Source organism: Streptomyces sp. NPDC058274 (genome assembly GCF_042881375.1).
Lineage (GTDB): Bacteria > Actinomycetota > Actinomycetes > Streptomycetales > Streptomycetaceae > Streptomyces.
In genome coordinates this window covers 110,708-129,671 of sequence record NZ_JBHVXW010000016.1, presented here as the reverse complement: position 1 = coordinate 129,671, position 18,964 = coordinate 110,708, and the positions used below count along the sequence as shown (strand labels likewise).

15 protein-coding genes and 1 tRNA gene are annotated in these 18,964 nt (G+C 71.9%); 8 read left to right on the top strand and 8 right to left on the bottom strand.

Annotated elements, in window-relative coordinates:
- Positions 1-5 precede the first annotated feature (5 nt).
- Both ACFVYF_RS27370 and ACFVYF_RS27365 read left to right on the top strand, forming a co-directional pair.
- Positions 6-986 (top strand): zinc-binding dehydrogenase, encoded by a 981-nt coding sequence (locus ACFVYF_RS27370; protein WP_389459533.1) that lies wholly within the window; start codon positions 6-8, stop codon positions 984-986.
- Positions 987-1,272: 286 nt separating this feature from the next.
- On the top strand, positions 1,273-2,763 hold the full coding sequence (locus ACFVYF_RS27365; RefSeq protein WP_389459531.1) for an MFS transporter: 1,491 nt from the start codon (positions 1,273-1,275) through the stop codon (positions 2,761-2,763).
- A gap of 22 nt (positions 2,764-2,785) precedes the next feature.
- On the opposite strand, the gene ACFVYF_RS27360 is transcribed toward ACFVYF_RS27365, so the two are convergent.
- Both ACFVYF_RS27360 and ACFVYF_RS27355 read right to left on the bottom strand, forming a co-directional pair.
- Entirely contained in the window at positions 2,786-3,262 is a 477-nt protein-coding gene (locus ACFVYF_RS27360; protein WP_389459529.1) for a GNAT family N-acetyltransferase, read from the bottom strand.
- A 102-nt stretch (positions 3,263-3,364) separates the two neighbouring features.
- The gene (locus ACFVYF_RS27355; protein WP_389459527.1) at positions 3,365-4,210 is read right to left on the bottom strand and encodes an aminoglycoside phosphotransferase family protein; all 846 of its coding nucleotides are present in this window, start codon (positions 4,208-4,210) and stop codon (positions 3,365-3,367) included.
- Between the two features lie 3 nt (positions 4,211-4,213).
- Between ACFVYF_RS27355 and ACFVYF_RS27350 the strand changes: the two genes are divergently transcribed.
- The 3 genes from ACFVYF_RS27350 (at position 4,214) to ACFVYF_RS27340 (ending at position 9,621) form a co-directional block, all read left to right on the top strand.
- A complete protein-coding gene (locus tag ACFVYF_RS27350; protein ID WP_389459525.1) occupies positions 4,214-4,861 on the top strand; it encodes a rhomboid-like protein in 648 nt (215 codons plus the stop codon).
- 9 nt (positions 4,862-4,870) lie between these two features.
- Positions 4,871-6,286 (top strand): NAD(P)/FAD-dependent oxidoreductase, encoded by a 1,416-nt coding sequence (locus ACFVYF_RS27345; protein ID WP_389459523.1) that lies wholly within the window; start codon positions 4,871-4,873, stop codon positions 6,284-6,286.
- Positions 6,287-6,384: 98 nt separating this feature from the next.
- Positions 6,385-9,621: a Tat pathway signal protein gene (locus ACFVYF_RS27340; RefSeq protein WP_389459521.1), complete on the top strand. Its 3,237-nt coding sequence runs from the start codon at positions 6,385-6,387 to the stop codon at positions 9,619-9,621.
- 74 nt (positions 9,622-9,695) lie between these two features.
- On the opposite strand, the gene ACFVYF_RS27335 is transcribed toward ACFVYF_RS27340, so the two are convergent.
- Positions 9,696-9,769 (bottom strand) — tRNA-Thr (locus ACFVYF_RS27335).
- Between the two features lie 236 nt (positions 9,770-10,005).
- Between ACFVYF_RS27335 and ACFVYF_RS27330 the strand changes: the two genes are divergently transcribed.
- The 3 genes from ACFVYF_RS27330 (at position 10,006) to ACFVYF_RS27320 (ending at position 12,644) form a co-directional block, all read left to right on the top strand.
- Complete coding sequence (locus ACFVYF_RS27330) at positions 10,006-11,142, top strand: ABC transporter ATP-binding protein (protein ID WP_389459519.1); 1,137 nt, start codon at positions 10,006-10,008, stop codon at positions 11,140-11,142.
- Positions 11,143-11,366: 224 nt separating this feature from the next.
- Positions 11,367-11,828 (top strand): hypothetical protein, encoded by a 462-nt coding sequence (locus ACFVYF_RS27325; protein ID WP_389459517.1) that lies wholly within the window; start codon positions 11,367-11,369, stop codon positions 11,826-11,828.
- Between the two features lie 84 nt (positions 11,829-11,912).
- Positions 11,913-12,644 (top strand): NDP-sugar synthase, encoded by a 732-nt coding sequence (locus ACFVYF_RS27320; protein ID WP_389459516.1) that lies wholly within the window; start codon positions 11,913-11,915, stop codon positions 12,642-12,644.
- A 266-nt stretch (positions 12,645-12,910) separates the two neighbouring features.
- Here the strand turns inward: ACFVYF_RS27320 and ACFVYF_RS27315 are convergent, their stop codons facing one another.
- The 5 genes from ACFVYF_RS27315 to ispD form a co-directional block, all read right to left on the bottom strand.
- On the bottom strand, positions 12,911-14,581 hold the full coding sequence (locus ACFVYF_RS27315; RefSeq protein ID WP_389459635.1) for a DoxX family protein: 1,671 nt from the start codon (positions 14,579-14,581) through the stop codon (positions 12,911-12,913).
- A 132-nt stretch (positions 14,582-14,713) separates the two neighbouring features.
- Positions 14,714-15,655 carry a 23S rRNA (guanosine(2251)-2'-O)-methyltransferase RlmB gene (gene rlmB / locus ACFVYF_RS27310; RefSeq protein ID WP_389459514.1) on the bottom strand — a complete coding sequence of 314 codons (942 nt, stop codon included), beginning with the start codon at positions 15,653-15,655 and terminating at the stop codon, positions 14,714-14,716.
- An 88-nt stretch (positions 15,656-15,743) separates the two neighbouring features.
- Positions 15,744-17,144, bottom strand: a complete 1,401-nt coding sequence (cysS, locus tag ACFVYF_RS27305; protein ID WP_389459513.1) for a cysteine--tRNA ligase — start codon at positions 17,142-17,144, stop codon at positions 15,744-15,746.
- A 150-nt stretch (positions 17,145-17,294) separates the two neighbouring features.
- A complete protein-coding gene (gene ispF / locus ACFVYF_RS27300) occupies positions 17,295-17,849 on the bottom strand; it encodes a 2-C-methyl-D-erythritol 2,4-cyclodiphosphate synthase (protein ID WP_389459511.1) in 555 nt (184 codons plus the stop codon).
- Positions 17,839-18,627 (bottom strand): 2-C-methyl-D-erythritol 4-phosphate cytidylyltransferase, encoded by a 789-nt coding sequence (gene ispD / locus ACFVYF_RS27295; protein ID WP_389459509.1) that lies wholly within the window; start codon positions 18,625-18,627, stop codon positions 17,839-17,841. The genes ispF and ispD overlap by 11 nt, the downstream gene beginning before the upstream one ends.
- Between the last annotated feature and the right edge of the window lie 337 nt (positions 18,628-18,964).

Genomic DNA, 18,964 nt, shown 5'->3' with positions numbered 1-18,964 from the left:
CCGTCATGCACGCCATCCGTCTGCACGCCTTCGGTCCCGCCGAGAACCTGACTCTGGAGAAGACCGAGGACCCCGAGCCGGGCCCGGGCCAGGTCCGGATCGCCGTGGTCGCGGCCGGCGTCCACCTCCTGGACGCTGCCCTGCGCGAGGGGGCGCAGGGGCCGGCCCCGCGGCCCACCGCGCTGCCCACTATCCCGGGCCGCGAGGTCGCCGGCACCGTCGACTCCCTCGGCGAGGGCGTCACCGGGGACTGGCTCGGCAAGCGCGTCGTCGCCCACCTCGGCTTCGCCCCGGGCGGTTACGCCCAACTGGCCGTCACCGACGCCGACCGCCTCCACGAGGTGCCGGAGAACCTGGACTTCGCCCAGGCCGTCGCCATGATCGGAACAGGCCGTACGGCGCTGGGAATCCTGCAGTTCGCCGATCTCGGGCCGGACTCCGTGGCCGTGGTCCCCGCGGCCGCCGGCGGTATCGGCACGCTCCTCGTGCAGTACGCGAAGCACGCGGGCGCCACGGTGATCGGCCTCGCGGGCGGCCCGGAGAAGGTGGCCCTGGTCCGGGCGAACGGCGCCGACCTGGCCGTCGACTACAAGGACGGGGACTGGCCGGCGCGTGTCCGTGAATACCTGGGCGCCCGGACGGCCACCGTCGTCTTCGACGGGGTCGGCGGCGCGGTCGCCCGGGCCGCCGTCGACCTCCTCGGCCCCGGCGGCCGGCACCTCGTCTTCGGCTGGTCCGGCGAGGGCCTGCAGACCGGTGTCCCGTATCTCGTCGACGGGGTGTCCGAGCAGGTCCTCGGTTCCGTGATGCTGGGCAAGGCGGGCGGCCCCCATCCCGTACGCACCCTGGAGCTGCGCGCCCTCGCCGAGGCGGCGGCCGGCCGTCTCACCCCCACGGTGCAGCGCTTCCCGCTCGCGGAGGCAGCCGCCGCGCACCGCGCCCTGGAAACGCGGGGCACGACCGGCAAGGTGGTGCTGGAGCCGTGACCGGGCGCGGGCGGTGGCCGCGGGAAGTGCGAGGCCCGGCCAGGCCCGAGGAGACCGGCAGACCGGCGCACGCCTCCACGGTGCCGGGAACACGCCGCGACCCGGCCGGATCCACCGGTCCGGAACAGGCCGGCCGTGCCGGGAACAGGCCGTGACCGGTCCGGATCCACCGGTCCGGAACAGGCCCGCCGTGCCGGGAACACGCCGCGACCCGGCCGGATCCACCGGTCCGGAACAGGAGTCGCCCGGAGATGCGACTCCTCCCGTTCCATGGTCTTCTGGGCGGGTGAGTGTCACCCGAACAGGTGAACCCGTAGGCGCCGACCCGCACCGCTGGTGGGGCCTGGTGATCATCGCCCTTGCCCAGTTGATGGTGGTCCTGGACGCGACGATCGTGAACATCGCGCTCCCGTCCGCGCAGAACGCGCTGCACATGTCCGACGGCAACCGTCAGTGGGTCATCACGGCGTACACGCTGGCCTTCGGCGGGCTGCTGCTGCTGGGCGGCCGGATCGCCGACCTCGTCGGCCGCAAACGCACGTTCATCGTCGGCCTGGTCGGCTTCGCCGTCGCCTCCGCGATCGGCGGCGCGGCCACCACGTCCGGCATGCTCTTCGGCGCCCGCGCGCTCCAGGGCGCCTTCGCCGCCGTACTGGCCCCCTCCGCGCTGTCGCTCCTCACCACCACCTTCACCGACCCGAAGGAGCGCGGAAAGGCCTTCGGGATCTACGGCGCACTGGCGGGCGGCGGCTCCGCGATCGGCTTCGTCGCGGGCGGACTGCTGACCGAGTACCTGAACTGGCGCTGGTGCCTGTACGTCAACATCCCCATCGCGGCGGTCGCCGTCTTCGGCGGGCTCGCCCTGCTCCACGACCGCCCCGGCCAGGCGGGCGCCCGGCTCGACGTACCGGGCGCGGTACTGGGCTGCGGCGGACTGGTCGCGATCGTCTACGGCTTCAGCGAGGCCGAGTCACGCGGCTGGACGGATCCGCTGGTCCTCGGGCTCTTCGCCGCGGGCGTCGTGCTGCTGGCCACGTTCGTGTGGTGGCAGACGCGGGCTCCCCAGCCGCTGCTCCCGCTGCACATCGTCAAGGACCGCAACCGCGCCGGCTGCTTCCTGACCATGGGGCTCGCCGTCATCGGCATGTTCGGCATGTTCCTGTTCATGACCTACTACCTCCAGGTCATCCTCGGCTACTCGCCCGTGAAGACCGGCATGGCCTTCCTGCCCCTGACCGCCGCGATCATCGTCGGCTCGACGCAGATCTCGGCCCGGCTGCTGCAGCACGCCGCGCCCCGCATGCTGATGGTCCCGGGCATGCTGCTCGCCTCGGGCGGCATGGTGATCCTCACCCAGCTCACGGTCCACTCCGAGTACGCCACCGAACTGCTGCCCGCGCTGCTGCTGATCGGCCTCGGCATGGGTCTGACCTTCATGCCGGTCTTCGCCACCGCGACCTCCGGGGTCGCCCCGCAGGACTCGGGCGTCACCTCCGCGACCGTCAACACCGCCCAGCAGGTGGGCGGTTCGATCGGTACGGCGCTGCTCAACACCATCGCCACCACCAGCAGTACGGCCTTCGTCGCCGCCCACCTCCGCGACCCGGCGCAGAAGGCGCTGATCGTCCGGGAGGGCATCGTGCACGGCTACACGGTGGCCATCTGGTGGGCCGCCGGCATCATGCTGCTCGCGGGCGTGGTCGCGGGCCTGATGGTCACGGCGCGGGCGCCCAAGCACGAGCCCGCCGGGGCACCTGTGCCCGAGTCGGTCCCGTGAGCCAGGCGTCCGGGAGCGCGGACTACACGCCCGGTGAGCCGATCTTCGCGAGCGCGTCGTCCGTCAGCCGGTAGACCGTCCACTCGTCCTGCGGCCGGGCGCCCAGCGCCTCGTAGAAGTCGATGGAGGGCCGATTCCAGTTCAGCACCGCCCACTCCAGGCGCTCGTAACCGCGCTCGACGCAGATCTTCGCCAGTTCGGTGAGCAGCGCCTTGCCGTGGCCGCCGCCGCGCGCCTGCGGACGTACGTACAGGTCCTCCAGATAGATCCCGTGCACCCCGCGCCAGGTGGAGAAGTTGAGGAACCACAGCGCGAAGCCGACAGGCTCGCCCGCCTCCTCGGCGATGTGCGCGAACGCGGCCGGCCGGTCCCCGAACAGCGCCTCGCGCAACTGCTCCTCACTCGCGCGGGCCTCGTGCACGACCTTCTCGTACTCGGCCAGTTCACGGATCATCGAGCGGATGACAGGGACGTCAGCGGGGGTCGCGGTGCGAATCATGCGGGCAGGTTACGCGCCGGCTCCCGTGTCAGCCGCGCCCCGTCCCTGCCAGGAGCAGCCGCGCGCTCTCGGCCCGGCCACGGGTCGCGCACCCCCTTCCGCTCAGCCGCCGCGTCCCGTCCGCGTGAGCAGCAGCCGCGCGATCGCGGCCTGCTGGGGGTCCGGCCCCTCCCCGTCCTCGATCCGCCACAGCGAGTTCTCCAGCACCCGGCCCAGGGTCCAGGCGCGCGCCCGGTCCCGGTCCAGGCCCAGCGCCTCCGTCAGCAGGTCGAACCGCCGGAGCAGCTGCCCGTCGTCGAAGCGGTTCCACAGGGCGGGCAGCAGGTCGAAGCAGGGGTCGCCGGCGAGCGGCTTCGGGTCGATGACCAGCCAGGGCTCGCGGTCGGCGGCCAGCACGTTCTCGAAGTGCAGATCCCAGTGCAGCAGCCGGTCCCCCGGCTCCCCCGCGACCTCGCGCACCGCCGCCGCACAGTCCCGCAGCAGCCGCCGGTCGCTCTCCTCCGACAGCGCCGCCAGCGCCCCGGGCACCCGCCCGGCCATGTCCGCCGCCAGATCGCCGAGGTGCCGCAGCCCCGCCGGCGCCGGTACGGAGGTGAGCCGTGCGAGGAGCTCCGCGAGGATCCCGGTCGCCTCCAGCACATCCGGTACGGCGGCCAGCGGCCGGTTCTCGTCGAGGCGCTCCAGGAGCAGCGTGCCGGTCGCCGGGTCGTCGTCCAGCAGTCGTACGACACCGTCGCCGTCCCAGGTGCGCAGCGCGAGCGCCTCACCGGCCGTCTCGTCGTCGAGGTCCTGGAGCTTCAGCGCGGCCCGCGTCCCGTCGCCGCGCACCACCGGCAGCACGACCGAGGCCCGGCCGCTCATCGGCTCCCCCTCCTGCCGCAGTCCCCATCGCCGCAGAAACTCCGCCCCCCGCTCCAGCAGCCGGACGTCCCACACCACCACAATCACCCCATGAGTCGAGCTCTGCGCGCCGTCAGGTCGTACATCGCCCGCGCCCCGGGAACGTACATCTGGCTGACGATCCTCTTCCTCACCACGGTGGCACTGCATCACATGTCACCCGAGTTCGAGGAGCAGTTCCTGCGGCAGCGCTCGACCAACATCCACGAGCTGTCCAGCAATCCGGTGCGGGTGCTGATCGCCAGCGCGATGTGGATCGACGGCGGCCGCTGGCTTCCGTACGTGGCGCTCTACACCGTCTTCCACGCGCCGGCCGAACACTGGCTCGGCACCGCGCGCTGGCTCGCCGTGTGCGCCGCCGCGCACGTGCTGGCCACCCTGGCGAGCGAGGGCGCGCTGCTGTGGGCGATCCAGCACGACATGGCACCGCACTCGGCGGTCAACACCCTGGACGTGGGGGTGAGTTACGCGCTGGCCGGGGTCGTCGCCGTCCTCACCTACCGCATCCCGCCGCCGTGGCGGTACGGATATCTGGTGGTCGTCCTCGCCGTCTACGGCGTCCCGCTGGTCACCGGGCGCACCTTCACCGACCTCGGACACTTCACCTCCGTCCTGATCGGTCTGGCGTGCCATCCGCTCGTCCGGAGCCGCGGAAAACCACGAAATCCGAAGGAGACACTGCCCACCTCCAGGGGTTAGCGTCCGCTCATGAGCAGCGCCACCTCGCACACCCCCGGCCCGGTGAACGGCGGTATCTCGTTCTGGTACGCGCAGGACGGCCTGCCCGCCCCGCGCGAGCCCCTGCCCGGCGACGCGTCCGCCGACGTCGTCATCGTCGGCGGCGGCTACACGGGCCTGTGGACGGCGTACTACCTCAAGAAGGCGGCCCCCTTCCTCCGGATCACCGTCCTGGAACAGAAGTTCTGCGGGTACGGCGCCTCCGGGCGCAACGGCGGCTGGCTCTACAACGGCATCGCGGGCCGCGACCGGTACGCGAAGCTCCACGGCCACGAGGCGGCCGTACGCCTGCAGCGGGCCATGAACGAGACCGTCGGCGAGGTCGTCCGGGTCGCCGCCGAGGAAGGCGTCGAGGCGGACATCCACCAGGGCGGCGTCCTCGAAGTGGCCTACACCCCGGCCCAGTTGGCCCGATTGAAGGCCTTCCACGCCACCGAGCTGTCGTACGGCGAGAAGGACCGTGAGCTGTACGGCGCCCGGGAGACCGCCGAGCGGGTCCGGGTCGCGGACGCCGTCGGCTCCACCTGGACCCCGCACGGGGCGCGGCTGCACCCGGTGAAGCTCGTCAAGGGCCTGGCGGCGGCGGTCGAGGCCCTCGGCGTCACAATCCACGAGCAGACCCCGGTCACGGAGATCCGCCCCAAACACGCCGTCACCCCGTACGGCACGGTCCGCGCCCCCTACATCCTGCGCTGCACCGAGGGCTTCACGGCGTCCCTCAAGGGCCAGCGGCGCACCTGGCTCCCCATGAACTCGTCGATGATCGCGACGGATCCCCTCACCCCGTCCCAATGGGAGTCCATCGGCTGGGAGGGCCGCGAGACCCTCGGCGACATGGCGCACGCGTACATGTACGCGCAGCGCACGGCGGACGGCCGGATCGCCCTCGGCGGCCGTGGCGTCCCGTACCGCTTCGGCTCCCGCACCGACAACGACGGCCGCACCCAACAGGCGACCATCGAGGCCCTGTACGAGATCCTCACCCGCTTCTTCCCGTCCCTGACCGGCGTCCGGGTCGCCCACGCCTGGTCCGGCGTCCTCGGCGTACCGCGCGACTGGTGCGCCACGGTCACCCTGGACCGCGCCACGGGCCTCGGCTGGGCGGGCGGCTACGTCGGTTCAGGCGTCGCCACCACCAACCTCGCGGCCCGCACCCTGCGCGATCTCGTCCGGCAGGACTCCGGCCAGGCCGGCCCCACCGACCTCACCGCCCTCCCCTGGGTCGGCCACAAGGTCCGCAAATGGGAACCCGAACCCTTCCGCTGGCTCGGCGTCCACGGCATGTACGCCACCTACCGCACCGCCGACACCCGCGAACTCACCACCCACAGCGCAGACTCCTCCCGCCTGGCCCAACTGGCCGACCGAGTGGCGGGCCGCCACTGACGGCACACCGACAACTGCCGTCCCACCGGTGGCCAGGCGTGCGATGTCATACCTCTGTGCGAACATCGCGTAACTGACCATTGATCCGGGGGGATTTGATGCCCGCACCCTGTGCGTCCACGAGACGCACGCCGCCCGCCGCACTGCTGCTCGCGCTCACCGTTCTCGTCTCTCTGCTCACTTCGCTGTCGGCGTCGGGCGGAACCGCCCACGCCGCGCCATCGGTCGCGGACCCCACGTGCACGCCCCTCGCCCTCGCGCCGTTCGGCGACCCGGGCGACGCCGTCGGCAAGGCCACCGTCCCGCCGGACGGCAGCGCCTGCTTCACCGTCACGGCCGAACGCGGTCTGCACCTGGTGGAGCTCGACGACAGCAACAACGAGGCGAACGCCGAGGTTCTGGACGCCGACGGCGCCGCTGTGGACTGCAGCGGCGCCGACCACTCCACGCGGGGCATGTGCGACCTGCCCGCGGCGGGCACCTACACCGTCAAGGTGACCAACAGCGGCTGGCAGGACGAGACCACGGCGGTCACCGTCGTCCCCCTCGGCTCCACGCGGGGCTGCGCCGACACGACGGGCACCGGCTGGAACCTGCCGACCGTGGGCCGGACCGCTGTCAGCCCCGTGGAGGTCGACTGCCAGCCGTTCGACGCCGAGCCCGGTGAGCGCATCCGCCTGACGTACGGCACCAAGTCCTATGGCGAGTCCCTCGCCTGGATCACCGACGCGAGCGGTGCCCGGATCTGCCCCCAGTCCCCCGAGGACGGCGAGGACAGCTGCGTCCTGCCGGGCCACGGCCCCTACCGCGTGGTGTCCCACGTCTCGTACGGGGAGCACGGTTTCCCCGCCGAGTACGCCGTCAAGGTCCGCCGTCTCGACGGCCCGCAGGGCTGCCGCACCTCCAGCGTCCGCTCCTACGGCCCTCTGGAGCAGCAGGAGTTGGGCACCAACCCCTGCTTCACCTTCACCGCCGACAAGGCGGGCCTGTACCTCGTCCGCTCCGTCGCCGACAGCGGGTCCACCGGCCCGGTCCGCGTGTACGACGCGGCCGGCCTGACCATCTGCCGTGAGGACGGCCCCTGCCGTCTTCCCGCCGCCGGCACGTACACCGCCGTCCTCGACGGCTCCTACCCCTTCCCCGGCGCCCCCAGCGGCCTGATCGTCCTCGACCGCGCCTCCGACGCCGGCTGCGTGAAGACCGGGACAGGGTTCCACCAGGGCGAGTTGAGCACGGCGGGGCAGTACGACTGCCTTGAGCTGACCGTCCCGAAGGGCGCCACGATCGCGGCCCTCACCCCGCTCGGCTCCTCCGGGGTCGACGCGGCGGTGGAGGTCCTCGACCGCGACGGCACCGCACAGTGCAGTGCGGACAAGCTCGTCCTCGGCGACTGCGCCCTGACCGGGACCGCCCCCTACCGCGCGCTCGTCCACGCCGACGACGGTGAAAGCCACACCGGCCCGTACGCGGTCGCCCTGCATCGCACGGACGGCGCGGGCGACTGCCCCGTCCTGCCCGCCGGAAGCTTCGCCGACGGCGGTGCCAAGGCCACCCCGGCCACCGGTGACGGCGTCTTCTCGCACTGCCTGAGCATCCCCGCCGACGACCACACGAGCGCGGAGGTCATCCAGCTCGCCGCCACCTCCGGCGCGGTCGCCGCGAAGTTCTCCGTTCTCGACTCGTCCGGCAAGCGCGTCTGCGACCGCGCTGCCACCACCGACGGCTGGTCGATCTGCCCTCTCACCCCCGGCAAGGCCCACACGGTGCTCGTCACCGGCCGGGACCAGGCCGCGACGTACACCCTCAGCCGGCGTGACATGACCGCGACCGCCGACTCCGCGGGCTGCACGAAGACCGCCGCCGCCAAGGTCGGCGGCCCCTCCGTGTCCGGCACGTACGGCGCCCCGGGCACCCTGCGCTGCCACCAGGTCACCACCGGCGCCGGCACGGACGTCGTCCACGTCGACGTGCGCGACGCGCTCGGCACCGCCAACATCGCGGTCGTGAAGGGCGACGGCACCGTCGAGTGCTCCTTCCGCAACCGCCCCTGCGCGGCCACCGGATCCACCACCCACCAGGTCCTCGTCCAGGTCCCGGCCAACCTCCAGGCGGCACCGAAGTACCACCTGGACGCCCTGCGGATCGCGGGTGCCGACGGTCCCGCACCCGAGTGCGCCAAGGTCCCCTCGGTCGCCTACGGATACGGACCGGTCACCGGCACGCTCGACGAGTCGCACTCAGCCGTCTGCGCGGTGCTGCCCACCGGCGGTTTCGACCACTTCGACGCGGAGATCACCGACACGTCCGGCGCCGCGGCCACGGCGGTGCCCGCGCTGTACAACGGCTCCTGGGCCAACGGCTGCACGCTGGCCCTGCCGACCGGCTACCAGTGCTCCGTGGGCGGCTCCTCCTCGGCCGCCGCCCCCACCGTGTTCGTGCTCGGCCTGCCGGAGAAAGCGTCCGCCACCTCCTACAGCGCACGGCTGAAGTGCTCCTCGGCCCTGTGCGGCACCGAAAAGCTCGCCGTCACCGCGGTCGGCCCCACCACCGGGGCGAGCGGCACGAAGCCCACGCTCACGGTCACCGGCACCGCTCTCCCCCCGGACGCCACGGTCCGGCTGTCCCGGAGCGGCACGACCCTCACCGGCAAGACCGTTTCGGTCTCCGCCGACAACAAGACGCTCACGGCGACCCTCGACCTGACCGGCGCCTCCGCTGGTACGTGGAACGTCAGCGTCCTGGCCGGCGGCTGGGAGTTCCAGCGCGGCACCTTCACCGTCACCACGCCCGAGCTGAAGAACACCAGCGCGCCCAAGGTGACGGGCACGGTCGCCGTCGGCGCCAAGGCCACCGCGGCACCCGGCAGTTGGTCGGCCACTCCGTCGTCGTACGGCTATCAGTGGAAGGCCGACGGCACGGTGATCCCGGGAGCCACGGCCTCGACGTTCCAGATCCCGGCGTCGCTGCTGGGCAAGAAGCTCACGGTGACCGTCACGGCCGCCAAGAGCGGCTGGCAGAGCGGGGAGGCGACCTCGGCGGCGGTGACCGTCGCCAAGGGCACCGCACCCAAGGCGACGAAGGCACCGGCGATCACCGGCACGGCGAAGGTCGGCGCCACCCTGAAGACGAGCAAGGGGACCTGGAGCCCGGCCGCCACTTCGTACGCGTACCAGTGGTACGCGGGCGGCAAGGCGATCACGGGGGCCACGAAGTCCTCGCTGACCCTGAAGTCGGCGCAGCTGACCAAGAAGATCACCGTCAAGGTGACCGCCCGTCGCACCGGTCACCACGACGGGTCGGCAGTGAGCGGGGCCACCAAGAAGGTCACCCGCTGACACCAGCTGTCCGGTGACACCCGGCGAGAACCCGAAGGCCCGGGTCGGATTCCCCCGACCCGGGCCTTCTGCGGAGCCCCCTGTCGGATTCGAACCGACGACCTTCGCTTTACAAGAGCGGCGCTCTGACCAGCTGAGCTAAGGAGGCCTGCACGGGTGCGTGGCGCGCGCGTGCCCGTGCAGTGTACCCACGTCACAGCGGGTCCCTGTCGAAAATATCGGCGAACTTCACCGGCTCCGGAGTACTGACAGGGGTGGTGAACGCCAGGTAGCGTCCTGACCCAGTTCACTCATGTGGACTACACCACTATGGACTTCCGTAGTGGACACCACCTTTACAACGGATCGTCCGGCACGTTCCTGCCGGTGAAGGGGGCCCTCACCATGGCCACTGTCTCGTTCAACAAGGCGACCCGCATCTACCCGGGTGGCGACAAGCCCGCCGTCGACCAGCTCGAGCTCGACGTCGCGGACGGCGAGTTCCTCGTCCTCGTCGGTCCCTCCGGCTGCGGAAAGTCCACCTCCCTGCGCATGCTCGCGGGCCTGGAGGACGTCAACGGCGGCTCGATCCACATCGGTGACCGCGACGTCACGCACCTGCCGCCCAAGGACCGGGACATCGCCATGGTGTTCCAGAACTACGCGCTCTACCCGCACATGACGGTCGCCGACAACATGGGCTTCGCGCTCAAGATCGCCGGCATCAACAAGGCCGAGATCCGCCAGAAGGTCGAGGACGCGGCGAAGATCCTCGACCTCACCGAGTACCTCGGCCGCAAGCCGAAGGCGCTCTCCGGCGGTCAGCGCCAGCGCGTCGCCATGGGCCGCGCCATCGTGCGTGAGCCCCAGGTGTTCCTCATGGACGAGCCGCTGTCCAACCTGGACGCCAAGCTCCGCGTCTCGACGCGTACGCAGATCGCGAGCCTCCAGCGCCGTCTCGGCATCACCACCGTGTACGTCACCCACGACCAGGTCGAGGCCATGACCATGGGTGACCGTGTGGCAGTCCTCAAGGACGGTCTGCTCCAGCAGGTCGACTCGCCGCGCAACATGTACGACCGCCCGGCGAACCTGTTCGTCGCCGGCTTCATCGGCTCGCCCGCCATGAACCTGGTCGAGGTCCCGATCACCGACGGCGGCGTGAAGTTCGGCAACTCGGTCGTGCCGGTCAACCGCGACGCGCTCAAGGCCGCCTCGGACAAGGGTGACCGCACGGTCACCGTCGGCGTCCGTCCGGAGCACTTCGACATCGTCGAGCACGGCGGCGCCGCCGCGAAGTCCCTCACCAAGGACACCGAGGACGCCCCGGCGGGCCTCGCCGTCACCGTGAACGTCGTCGAGGAGCTCGGCGCCGACGGTTACGTCTACGGCAGCGCCAAGGTCGACGACAACCTCACGGACCTGGTCGTCCGCGTCAGCGGCCGCGCGGTCCCGGAGAAGGGCGCCACGCTGCACGTCGTGCCGCGCCCGGGCGAGACCCACGTGTTCTCGAGCTCCACCGGCGAGCGCCTCACCGACTGAGAAGCGGGGGCTCCGCACCCCCGCTAAAGGGTGAATTCCCGCAAGTTGACGTCAAGAGCCCCGCAGCCTGCTGCGGGGCTCTTGACGTTGTCGACAAATACCCCGGCAGACCGGTCATTTCGATACGTGTACGTCAACCTCGTACCGCGAATTCGACGCTTTTCCGTCCCCCGAACCGGTGACTAAATGTCGCCAAATCATTACCCCGCGCTACCCTCACTCGCGTGAAGCACTCCACCACTAACCAACGGACCCGGCGTGGCCGTGGCCCCGCCCGCCGGATCGGCCGCACCCTCGCCCTCGTTCTGCCTGTCGTCCTGGTTCTCTCCGGGACCCTCGCGGTCACCCGAGTCAACTGGTCGGGGAACTCCTCGGACTCGGTGCTCACCGCCTCCTCGACGAACGTGTCCACACGTGCGTCCTCCCGCGCCCCGCAGGACGTCCTGCGCGACAGACTCCTGCTGGAGCTCCAGGAGAAGAATCCGGGCGTCGCGCTGACGCATCTCCAGCAGGCGGTGAACGGCCGCCCCTCGCTGGCGAAGCACTGCGCCTCGATCGCCCGCGCACTCGGCCGGGCAGCCGTCCGCGTGTACGGACCGACGCGCGCCCAGTCGTACGCGCGGCCCGCCTGTGACACCGCCTTCGCATCGGGGGTCGCGACGGGTCTTGCGGCCCAGCGCGGCTGAGCTCCCGGCAACCGTTCAAGTACAGCTGGTTACGGAACGGTTGCTGATCAAAGCCGCGAGCGGGACGCCACGTACAGTTCGGTCATGACCGATCCGAACGCCGCGTCGCGTCCCGTTCAAGCCGTCGTCCTGGCCGGAGGTCAGGGCTCCCGGCTGCGCCCCTACACCGACGACCGGCCGAAGCCGATGGTCGAGATCCCCGGCACCGGGACCCCGATCATCGGCCATCAGCTCGTCTGGCTCGCCGAAGAGGGCGTGACGGACGTGGTGGTCAGCTGCGGCCACCTGGCCGACGTCCTGCAGAAGTGGCTGGACTCGGCCGACCTCCCGGTCAACGTCACGACGGTCGTCGAGACGGAACCGCTCGGCCGCGGCGGCGGTCTCAAGTACGCCGCCGCGCGTCTCCCCCACCCGGACAAGCCGTGGTTCGCGACGAACGGCGACATCTGGACCCGCTTCTCGCTGCGCGACATGGCGGACTTCCACACCGAGCGCGACGCCGTCGCGACCGTCGCGCTGGCCCGGCCGCGCATCCCGTGGGGCGCCGTCAAGACGGACGGCTTCGGCCGCATCACGGACTTCATCGAGTCCCCGCCGACCCAGTACGAGATCAACGCGGGCGTCTACGTCTTCTCCGCCGAGTTCGCCGGTCTGCTCCCCGAGCGCGGCGACCACGAGCGCACCACGTTCCCGCGGCTGGCCCGCGAACGCCGGCTGGCCGGCTTCTCGCTCCCGCAGGGCGCCTACTGGCGCGCCATCGACACGGCGAAGGACCTGACGGAGGCGGCGAAGGAGCTGGCGGCCCTGGGGCGTTGACCGCCCGCGGCGCACACCTCCGAGTGCTCCGCGCCGGACATCTCCCAGTGCTCAGCGCCGGACGCCTCCGAGTGCTCAGCGCCAGGCGCCTCCGAGTGCTCAGCAGCTCTCAGCGGCCCGCAGGAACGCTCCGGGTGCCAGCCGGCCGGCCTCCGCCGCACAGCCCGGCGAAAGGGCCACAGCACGGACCACAGCGCCTCGGACACGACGGTGGGGCCCCGCACACCTGATGTGCGGGGCCCCACCGTCGTACACAACTGCCCGGGTCACCCCAGGAGGCCGCCGACGAGCCGGTCGGAGCCGCCGGAGCTGCTGCCCCCGCCGCCCGAACTGCCGCCGGACGTGCCGCCCGACCCCGTACCGCCCGCGCTGCCGCCCGAGGACGGGCCGGAGCTGGTGCTCGGCGCCTGCCCGGCCGGGGAGGACTGCTGGGGCGGTGCCTGTCCCGTGCCCTGGGTCTGGCTGGGGCTGCTGCCCGCGGTGCCCGACTCGCGGGCCGCGCCCGGCGTCGTGGCCGCGCCCGACGGGGACGAGGAGCTGCCCTGGGTCGGCGCCTCGGAGGCGGACGGGCTGGCGCGGTGGTGGCGCTTGCCGGGTTCCTCGGGGAGCGGGGAGCCGGGCAGTTCGTTGCGCGGGGCCTCGCCGGGCCCGGGGACGACGACCCGGTCGGCGTCGCGGACGGCGCCGCCGAGGAGCGAGCCGATGAGCAGCGTGAGCCCGACCACGACGGTCGTGACCAGCGCGCCGCGGCGCAGCACGCGCCGCCGCAGCTCCCAGAGCTCGGCGCGCGGCCCGAGCCTGCGCCAGGCCTCGCCGGCGAGCCGACCGTCGACGGAGTAGACCGGGGCGCCCGCGATGACCAGCGGCGACCAGGCGGCCAGGTAGATGATGTCCGGTGCGTCGTAGGCGGGCACCGTCTTCCAGCTGACGGTGAGGATGAGCGCCGCCGACAGCCCGGCGCCGACCACCGCGGCGACCCGCTGCCACAGCCCCAGCACCGTGAGCACGCCCACGATGACCTGGAGGAAGGCGATGACGAGCCCGGCACCGACCGGGTGCTGGAGCGCGAACTGGCGCAGCGGCTCGGCCAGTTCCCAGGGGTGCAGCGAGTTCAGCCACTTGACCATGGAGCCGCGCTTGCCGCCGTCGAAGTAGACGGGGTCGCAGAGCTTGCCCATGCCGGCGTAGATCGAGATGAAGCCGAGGAAGACGCGCAGCGGGAGGAGCACCACGCCGAGGTTCATCCGGCGGCCGGGGTAGTACGCGTGCCGGACCGGATCGGCGCCGTGCCGCTTGGCCGGGGACTCGCCCTCGTCGTCCGCGTCCTGCTCGAAGTCCTCGCCGGCGAACTCCTCGTCCGCATAACCGGGTTCGTCGTACGTGCTGCCCACACTGCGCATGTGCGGCAGCAGCCGGGTCTCACCGGGAGCGTGGGTGCGCTGGCTGCCGACGAGGGGCGTCTCGACCGTGTCCACGGTCATCTCGCCGTCGTAGCCGCCCGGTTCGCCGAGGTCGATGCGCGGGATGACCTGCGTCGCGCCGGCGTCGCCCCCGGGATCCGCGGCACCGTGGCGCACGCTCGTGCTCCGCACGGCCTGCAGCAGCCGGTGCGCGCCGGTGTCGTCGGGCGCGGACTTCCCGCTCCAGACGACGGGCGCGCGCCGACGCGCGGCGGCGGCCGGATCACCGGCGCCCCCGCCGGCCCTGCCTGCGGTGCCGACGACGGGGATGCGCGCGGTGTCATCCGGGGAGCTCAAGTGCCGTGCGACACGCGGGGATTGAGTCCGCGTGGAGGCTCCTAGCTGCACGCGGAAGCTCGCATGATTGACGATGATCTGCGCCGGATCGCTCGGCACCTTCACCATGCTCAGCGCGGGAGCGTCGTCGAATCCCGACGAGCGGTCCCCCGTGGGTGTGCGGGGTGTTCTGGTGTCCACACTCATCTAACCGAGTGACGTGTGTTTAGGACACTGCTTTGACCGCGCCGATCTGTCCGGACCGCGTCAAGGTCATCACGCTCGTCCGGATTGCCCCACGGGGGTGACTACGCGCACATCTGTTCAGGTGCCTCAGACCCGGCGCCGCGAGGCCTCGTAGAGCACAACTCCCGCTGCCACACCGGCGTTCAGCGACTCCGTGCCACCCGGCATCGGGATCCGCACCCGGAAGTCGCAGGTCTCGCCCACGAGTCGGGACAGGCCCTTGCCCTCGCTGCCGACGACGATGACGACGGGCCCGCCGAGGGCCTCCAGTTCACCGACCTCGACCTCGCCGTCCGCGGCGAGCCCGACCACGACGAGTCCGGCCTTCTTGTACGACTCCAGGGCGCGCGTCAGGTTGGCGGCGCGGGCGACGGGCGTACGGGCGGCGGCACCGGCCGACGTCTTCCAGGCACCGGCGGTCATGCCGGCCGCGCGCCGCTCGGGCACCACGACGCCGTGACCGCCGAAGGCGGAGACGGAACGGACGACCGCGCCCAGGTTCCGGGGGTCGGTCACTCCGTCGAGGGCGACGATCAGCGGGTCCTGGCCCTCGTCGTACGCGGCGGCCGCGAGGTCCTCGGGGTGCGCGTACTCGTACGGCGGGACCTGGAGGACCAGGCCCTGGTGGTTGAGTCCGTTGGTCATGCGGTCCAGCTCGGGGCGGGGGGCCTCCATGAGGTGGACGCCACCGCGGTCCGCGACCAGCTGGAGCGCCTCGCGCACCCGCTCGTCGTTGTCGATGAACTGCTGGATGTAGAGCGTGACGGCGGGCACGCCCTCGCGCAGCGCCTCGACGACCGGGTTGCGTCCGACGACCATCTCCGACGTGCCCTTGCCGCCCCGGCCGCGCGGGGCGGGCCGGCGGGCGGCCTGCTTCGCCTTGACGTTGGCGATGCGGTTCTTCTTGTGCCCCTTGCGCGCCTCGGCGGGCGGGGTGGGGCCCTTGCCTTCGAGACCCCGGCGTCGCTGGCCGCCACTGCCGACCTGCGCGCCCTTCTTGCCGGACATGCGGCGGTTGTTAGCGGCCATGACCTACCTGTCTGTGCGAAGCGTGCGTGTGTACGTATATGCAGTGTGCCGCCCGGAGAGCCGGGCGGCACAATCGATCAAGGAATGCTCAGCGCGGACCGAGCGTCCAGCGGGGTCCCTGCGGGCCGTCCTCGATGACGAGGCCCGACTGGTTGAGCTGGTCACGGATGGCGTCCGCGGTGGCCCAGTCCTTACGGCCGCGCGCCGCCTCCCGCTGCTGGAGCACCAGACGTACGAGGGTGTCGACCACGCCGTGCAGATCCTCGCCGCGGTCGCCCTCTCCGGCCCACTGCGGGTCGAGCGGGTCGAGGCCGAGGACGCCGAGCATCGCACGGACCTCGGCGAGGCGGGCGACGGCGGCTTCCTTGTCGTCGGCGGCGAGGGCGGAGTTCCCCTGGCGGACCGTGGTGTGCACGATGGCGAGCGCCTGCGGCACGCCCAGGTCGTCGTCCATCGCCTCGGCGAAGGCGGGCGGCACCTCGGCGGCGGGCTCGACGGCTCCCCCGGCCTTCTCGATGACGCGCTGCACGAAGCCCTCGATACGGGCGAACGCCGACTCGGCCTCGCGCAGGGCCTCTTCGCTGTACTCGATCATCGAGCGGTAGTGCGGGGTGCCCAGGTAGTAGCGCAGCACGATCGGGCGCCACTGCTTGACCATCTCGCTGACGAGGACCGAGTTCCCGAGGGACTTCGACATCTTCTCGCCGCTCATGGTGACCCAGGCGTTGTGCACCCAGTACTTCGCGAACTCGTCGCCGAAGGCCTTGGCCTGCGCGATCTCGTTCTCGTGGTGCGGGAAGATCAGGTCGATGCCGCCGCCGTGGATGTCGAAGACGGTGCCCAGGTACTTGTGGGCCATGGCGCTGCACTCCAGGTGCCAGCCGGGCCGGCCGCGGCCCCACGGGGTCTCCCAGGACGGCTCACCGGGCTTGACGGCCTTCCACATCGCGAAGTCGCGCGGGTCCCGCTTGCCGGTCTCGCCCTCGCCCGACGGCTGGAGCAGGTTGTCCAGCTCCTGGTTGGACAGCTCCAGATAGCCCGGGAAGGAGCGCACGTCGAAGTAGACGTTGCCGTCGGCCTCGTACGCGTGACCGCGCTCGATGAGGCCGCGCATCATCTCGACCATCTCGGTGATGTGCCCGGTGGCCCGCGGCTCGTAGGTGGGCGGCAGGCAGCCGAGCACGTCGTAACCGTCGTTGAAGGCGCGCTCGTTCTCGTACCCGATCGACCACCAAGGCCTGCCCTGCTCGGCCGACTTGGTGATGATCTTGTCGTCGATGTCCGTCACGTTCCGGATGAAGGTGACGCCGTAGCCGCGGTACTCGAACCAGCGGCGCATGATGTCGAAGTTGAGGCCCGACCGGATGTGCCCGATGTGCGGTGCGGCCTGCACGGTGGCGCCACAGAGGTAGATCGAGACACAACCCGGCAGGAGCGGGGCGAAGTCACGGATCTGCCGGGCGCTGGTGTCGTACAGGCGAATGGTCACCACTCCAGGGTAGTGGGCCCTGGCTAGTGCCCAGAGCCCCTTACGCCTCAAGGCACACGTATTCGTGACAACGGGGGGCGGAGATTCGGCCCGTCCTGGGAGAGGGCGGGCCCGGAGGGGGCGAAAACACCCCCTCGCGCCCGCCTTTCGTCACCCCGCTCGCACGACCAGCGCCGTGGCGACCGCCATCAGCCCCTCGCCCCGGCCCGGGAACCCGAGACCGTCCGTGGTGGCGCCGGACACCGAGACCGGCGCCCCCGCCGCCTCGGAGAGCAGCTTCTGCGCCTCGTCGCGCCGCCTGCCGATCTTCGGCCGGGGGCCGACGACCTGCACGGCGACATTGCCGATGACGAAGCCCGCCGCGCGGACGATCCGGGCGGCCTCCGTCAGGAGCGTGACGCCGGAGGCGCCGGACCATTCGGGACGCCCGGTGCCGAAGTGGGCGCCGAGGTCACCGAGGCCGGCCGCCGAGAACAGCGCGTTGCACGCGGCGTGCGCGACGACGTCCGCGTCGGAGTGCCCGGCGAGCCCGGGTCCCTCGCCCTCCCAGAGCAGCCCCGCGCACCACAGCTCGCGGCCCTCCTCGAAGGCGTGGATGTCGGTGCCGATGCCGACCTGGGGCAGCACGGGCAGCCCCTGCGGCAAGCTCGGGGACGCCTCGTCGCGGGTCTCGCCGGGTGTCGCGCCGGGGATCTCAGAAGCCATCGTTCAGCCTCCTGCGCGCGAGAACCGCCTCGGCCAGTACGAGATCCAGCGGGCGCGTCACCTTGAACGCCTCCTCGTGCCCGGGCACCACCACGACCCGCAGCCCGAGCTGCTCGACCATGCTCGCGTCGTCGGTCACGTCGTCGGTGACCGTCTCGTGGGCCCGGACGAGGGTGGCGCGGTCGAAGCCCTGCGGGGTCTGCACGGCGCGCAGCAGGGACCGGTCGGGGGTGGCGACGACCGGCTCGGGTGCACCGGGGGTTCCCGCGGGCTCGACCTGCTTGACCGTGTCGGCGAGGGGCAGCGCCGGTACGACGGCCGGCGCACCGTCGCGGACCGCCTCGATCACCGCGTCGACCGTGTCGACGGGCACGAGCGGACGGGCCGCGTCGTGCACGAGCACGATGTCGATGCCGGGCGGCAGGGCGTCGAGGCCGTACTTCACGGACTCCTGGCGGCTGTCGCCGCCGGGGACGACCAGGAAGTCGGTGCGCTCGGGCAGTGCGTGCGCGTCGAGCAGCGTCTTGACCTCGGCGGCTCCGTCGGGCGGGGCCACGACGACGACGAGGGAGACCGCGCGGGACGCGGCCATCGCGCGCACGGCGTGGATGAGCATGGGCGTGCCGTTCAGCGCGCGGAGCGCTTTGGGGGCGCCCGGACCGAGGCGCACGCCCCGGCCGGCGGCCGGGATCACGGCCGCCGTGACCCGCCCTCCGGCCGGCCGGAGCCGGGCGTCGGGGAGGCCTCCCGAAGGCGAAGGGCGCGAATCGTCAGACATCGGTTCCCGTCAGGTTTGTGTGCTCGGCCGAGGTGGGTATGGCCTGGGCGTACCCCCGGCCGAAGGGTTGGGGGAGTGCCGGGCGCGACTCCTTGACCGGGGACCCTTCCGTGACAGCCGGTCGAGTCAGCAGCCCGGGCCCGGCACACCAAGTATCGGGGCCGGCCGGACCAGCCGGTCAGGCGGAGCCCCGAGGCAGCACATCAGGGCCCGGCGTCCGGATACGAGCATGGCATCCGGGTACGAACATGCCGCAGCGCCCGGCGACAGCAATTGCGTCATCGGGCACCGCGGCATTTCATTGCGCTCAGCGGGCTTGTGTCCGCGTCAAGGCGAC

Excerpts from the sequence above, each read along its gene's own strand:
- ACFVYF_RS27350 (WP_389459525.1), top strand. The coding sequence starts at position 4,214 with ATGAGTCGAGCTCTGCGCGCCGTCAGGTCGTACATCGCCCGCGCCCCG.
- ACFVYF_RS27320 (WP_389459516.1), top strand. The coding sequence starts at position 11,913 with ATGACCGATCCGAACGCCGCGTCGCGTCCCGTTCAAGCCGTCGTCCTG.
- ACFVYF_RS27330 (WP_389459519.1), top strand. The coding sequence starts at position 10,006 with ATGGCCACTGTCTCGTTCAACAAGGCGACCCGCATCTACCCGGGTGGC.
- ACFVYF_RS27340 (WP_389459521.1), top strand. The coding sequence starts at position 6,385 with ATGCCCGCACCCTGTGCGTCCACGAGACGCACGCCGCCCGCCGCACTG.
- ACFVYF_RS27345 (WP_389459523.1), top strand. The coding sequence starts at position 4,871 with ATGAGCAGCGCCACCTCGCACACCCCCGGCCCGGTGAACGGCGGTATC.
- ispD (WP_389459509.1), bottom strand. The coding sequence starts at position 18,627 with ATGTCTGACGATTCGCGCCCTTCGCCTTCGGGAGGCCTCCCCGACGCC.
- ACFVYF_RS27370 (WP_389459533.1), top strand. The coding sequence starts at position 6 with ATGCACGCCATCCGTCTGCACGCCTTCGGTCCCGCCGAGAACCTGACT.
- ispF (WP_389459511.1), bottom strand. The coding sequence starts at position 17,849 with ATGGCTTCTGAGATCCCCGGCGCGACACCCGGCGAGACCCGCGACGAG.
- ACFVYF_RS27360 (WP_389459529.1), bottom strand. The coding sequence starts at position 3,262 with ATGATTCGCACCGCGACCCCCGCTGACGTCCCTGTCATCCGCTCGATG.
- rlmB (WP_389459514.1), bottom strand. The coding sequence starts at position 15,655 with ATGGCCGCTAACAACCGCCGCATGTCCGGCAAGAAGGGCGCGCAGGTC.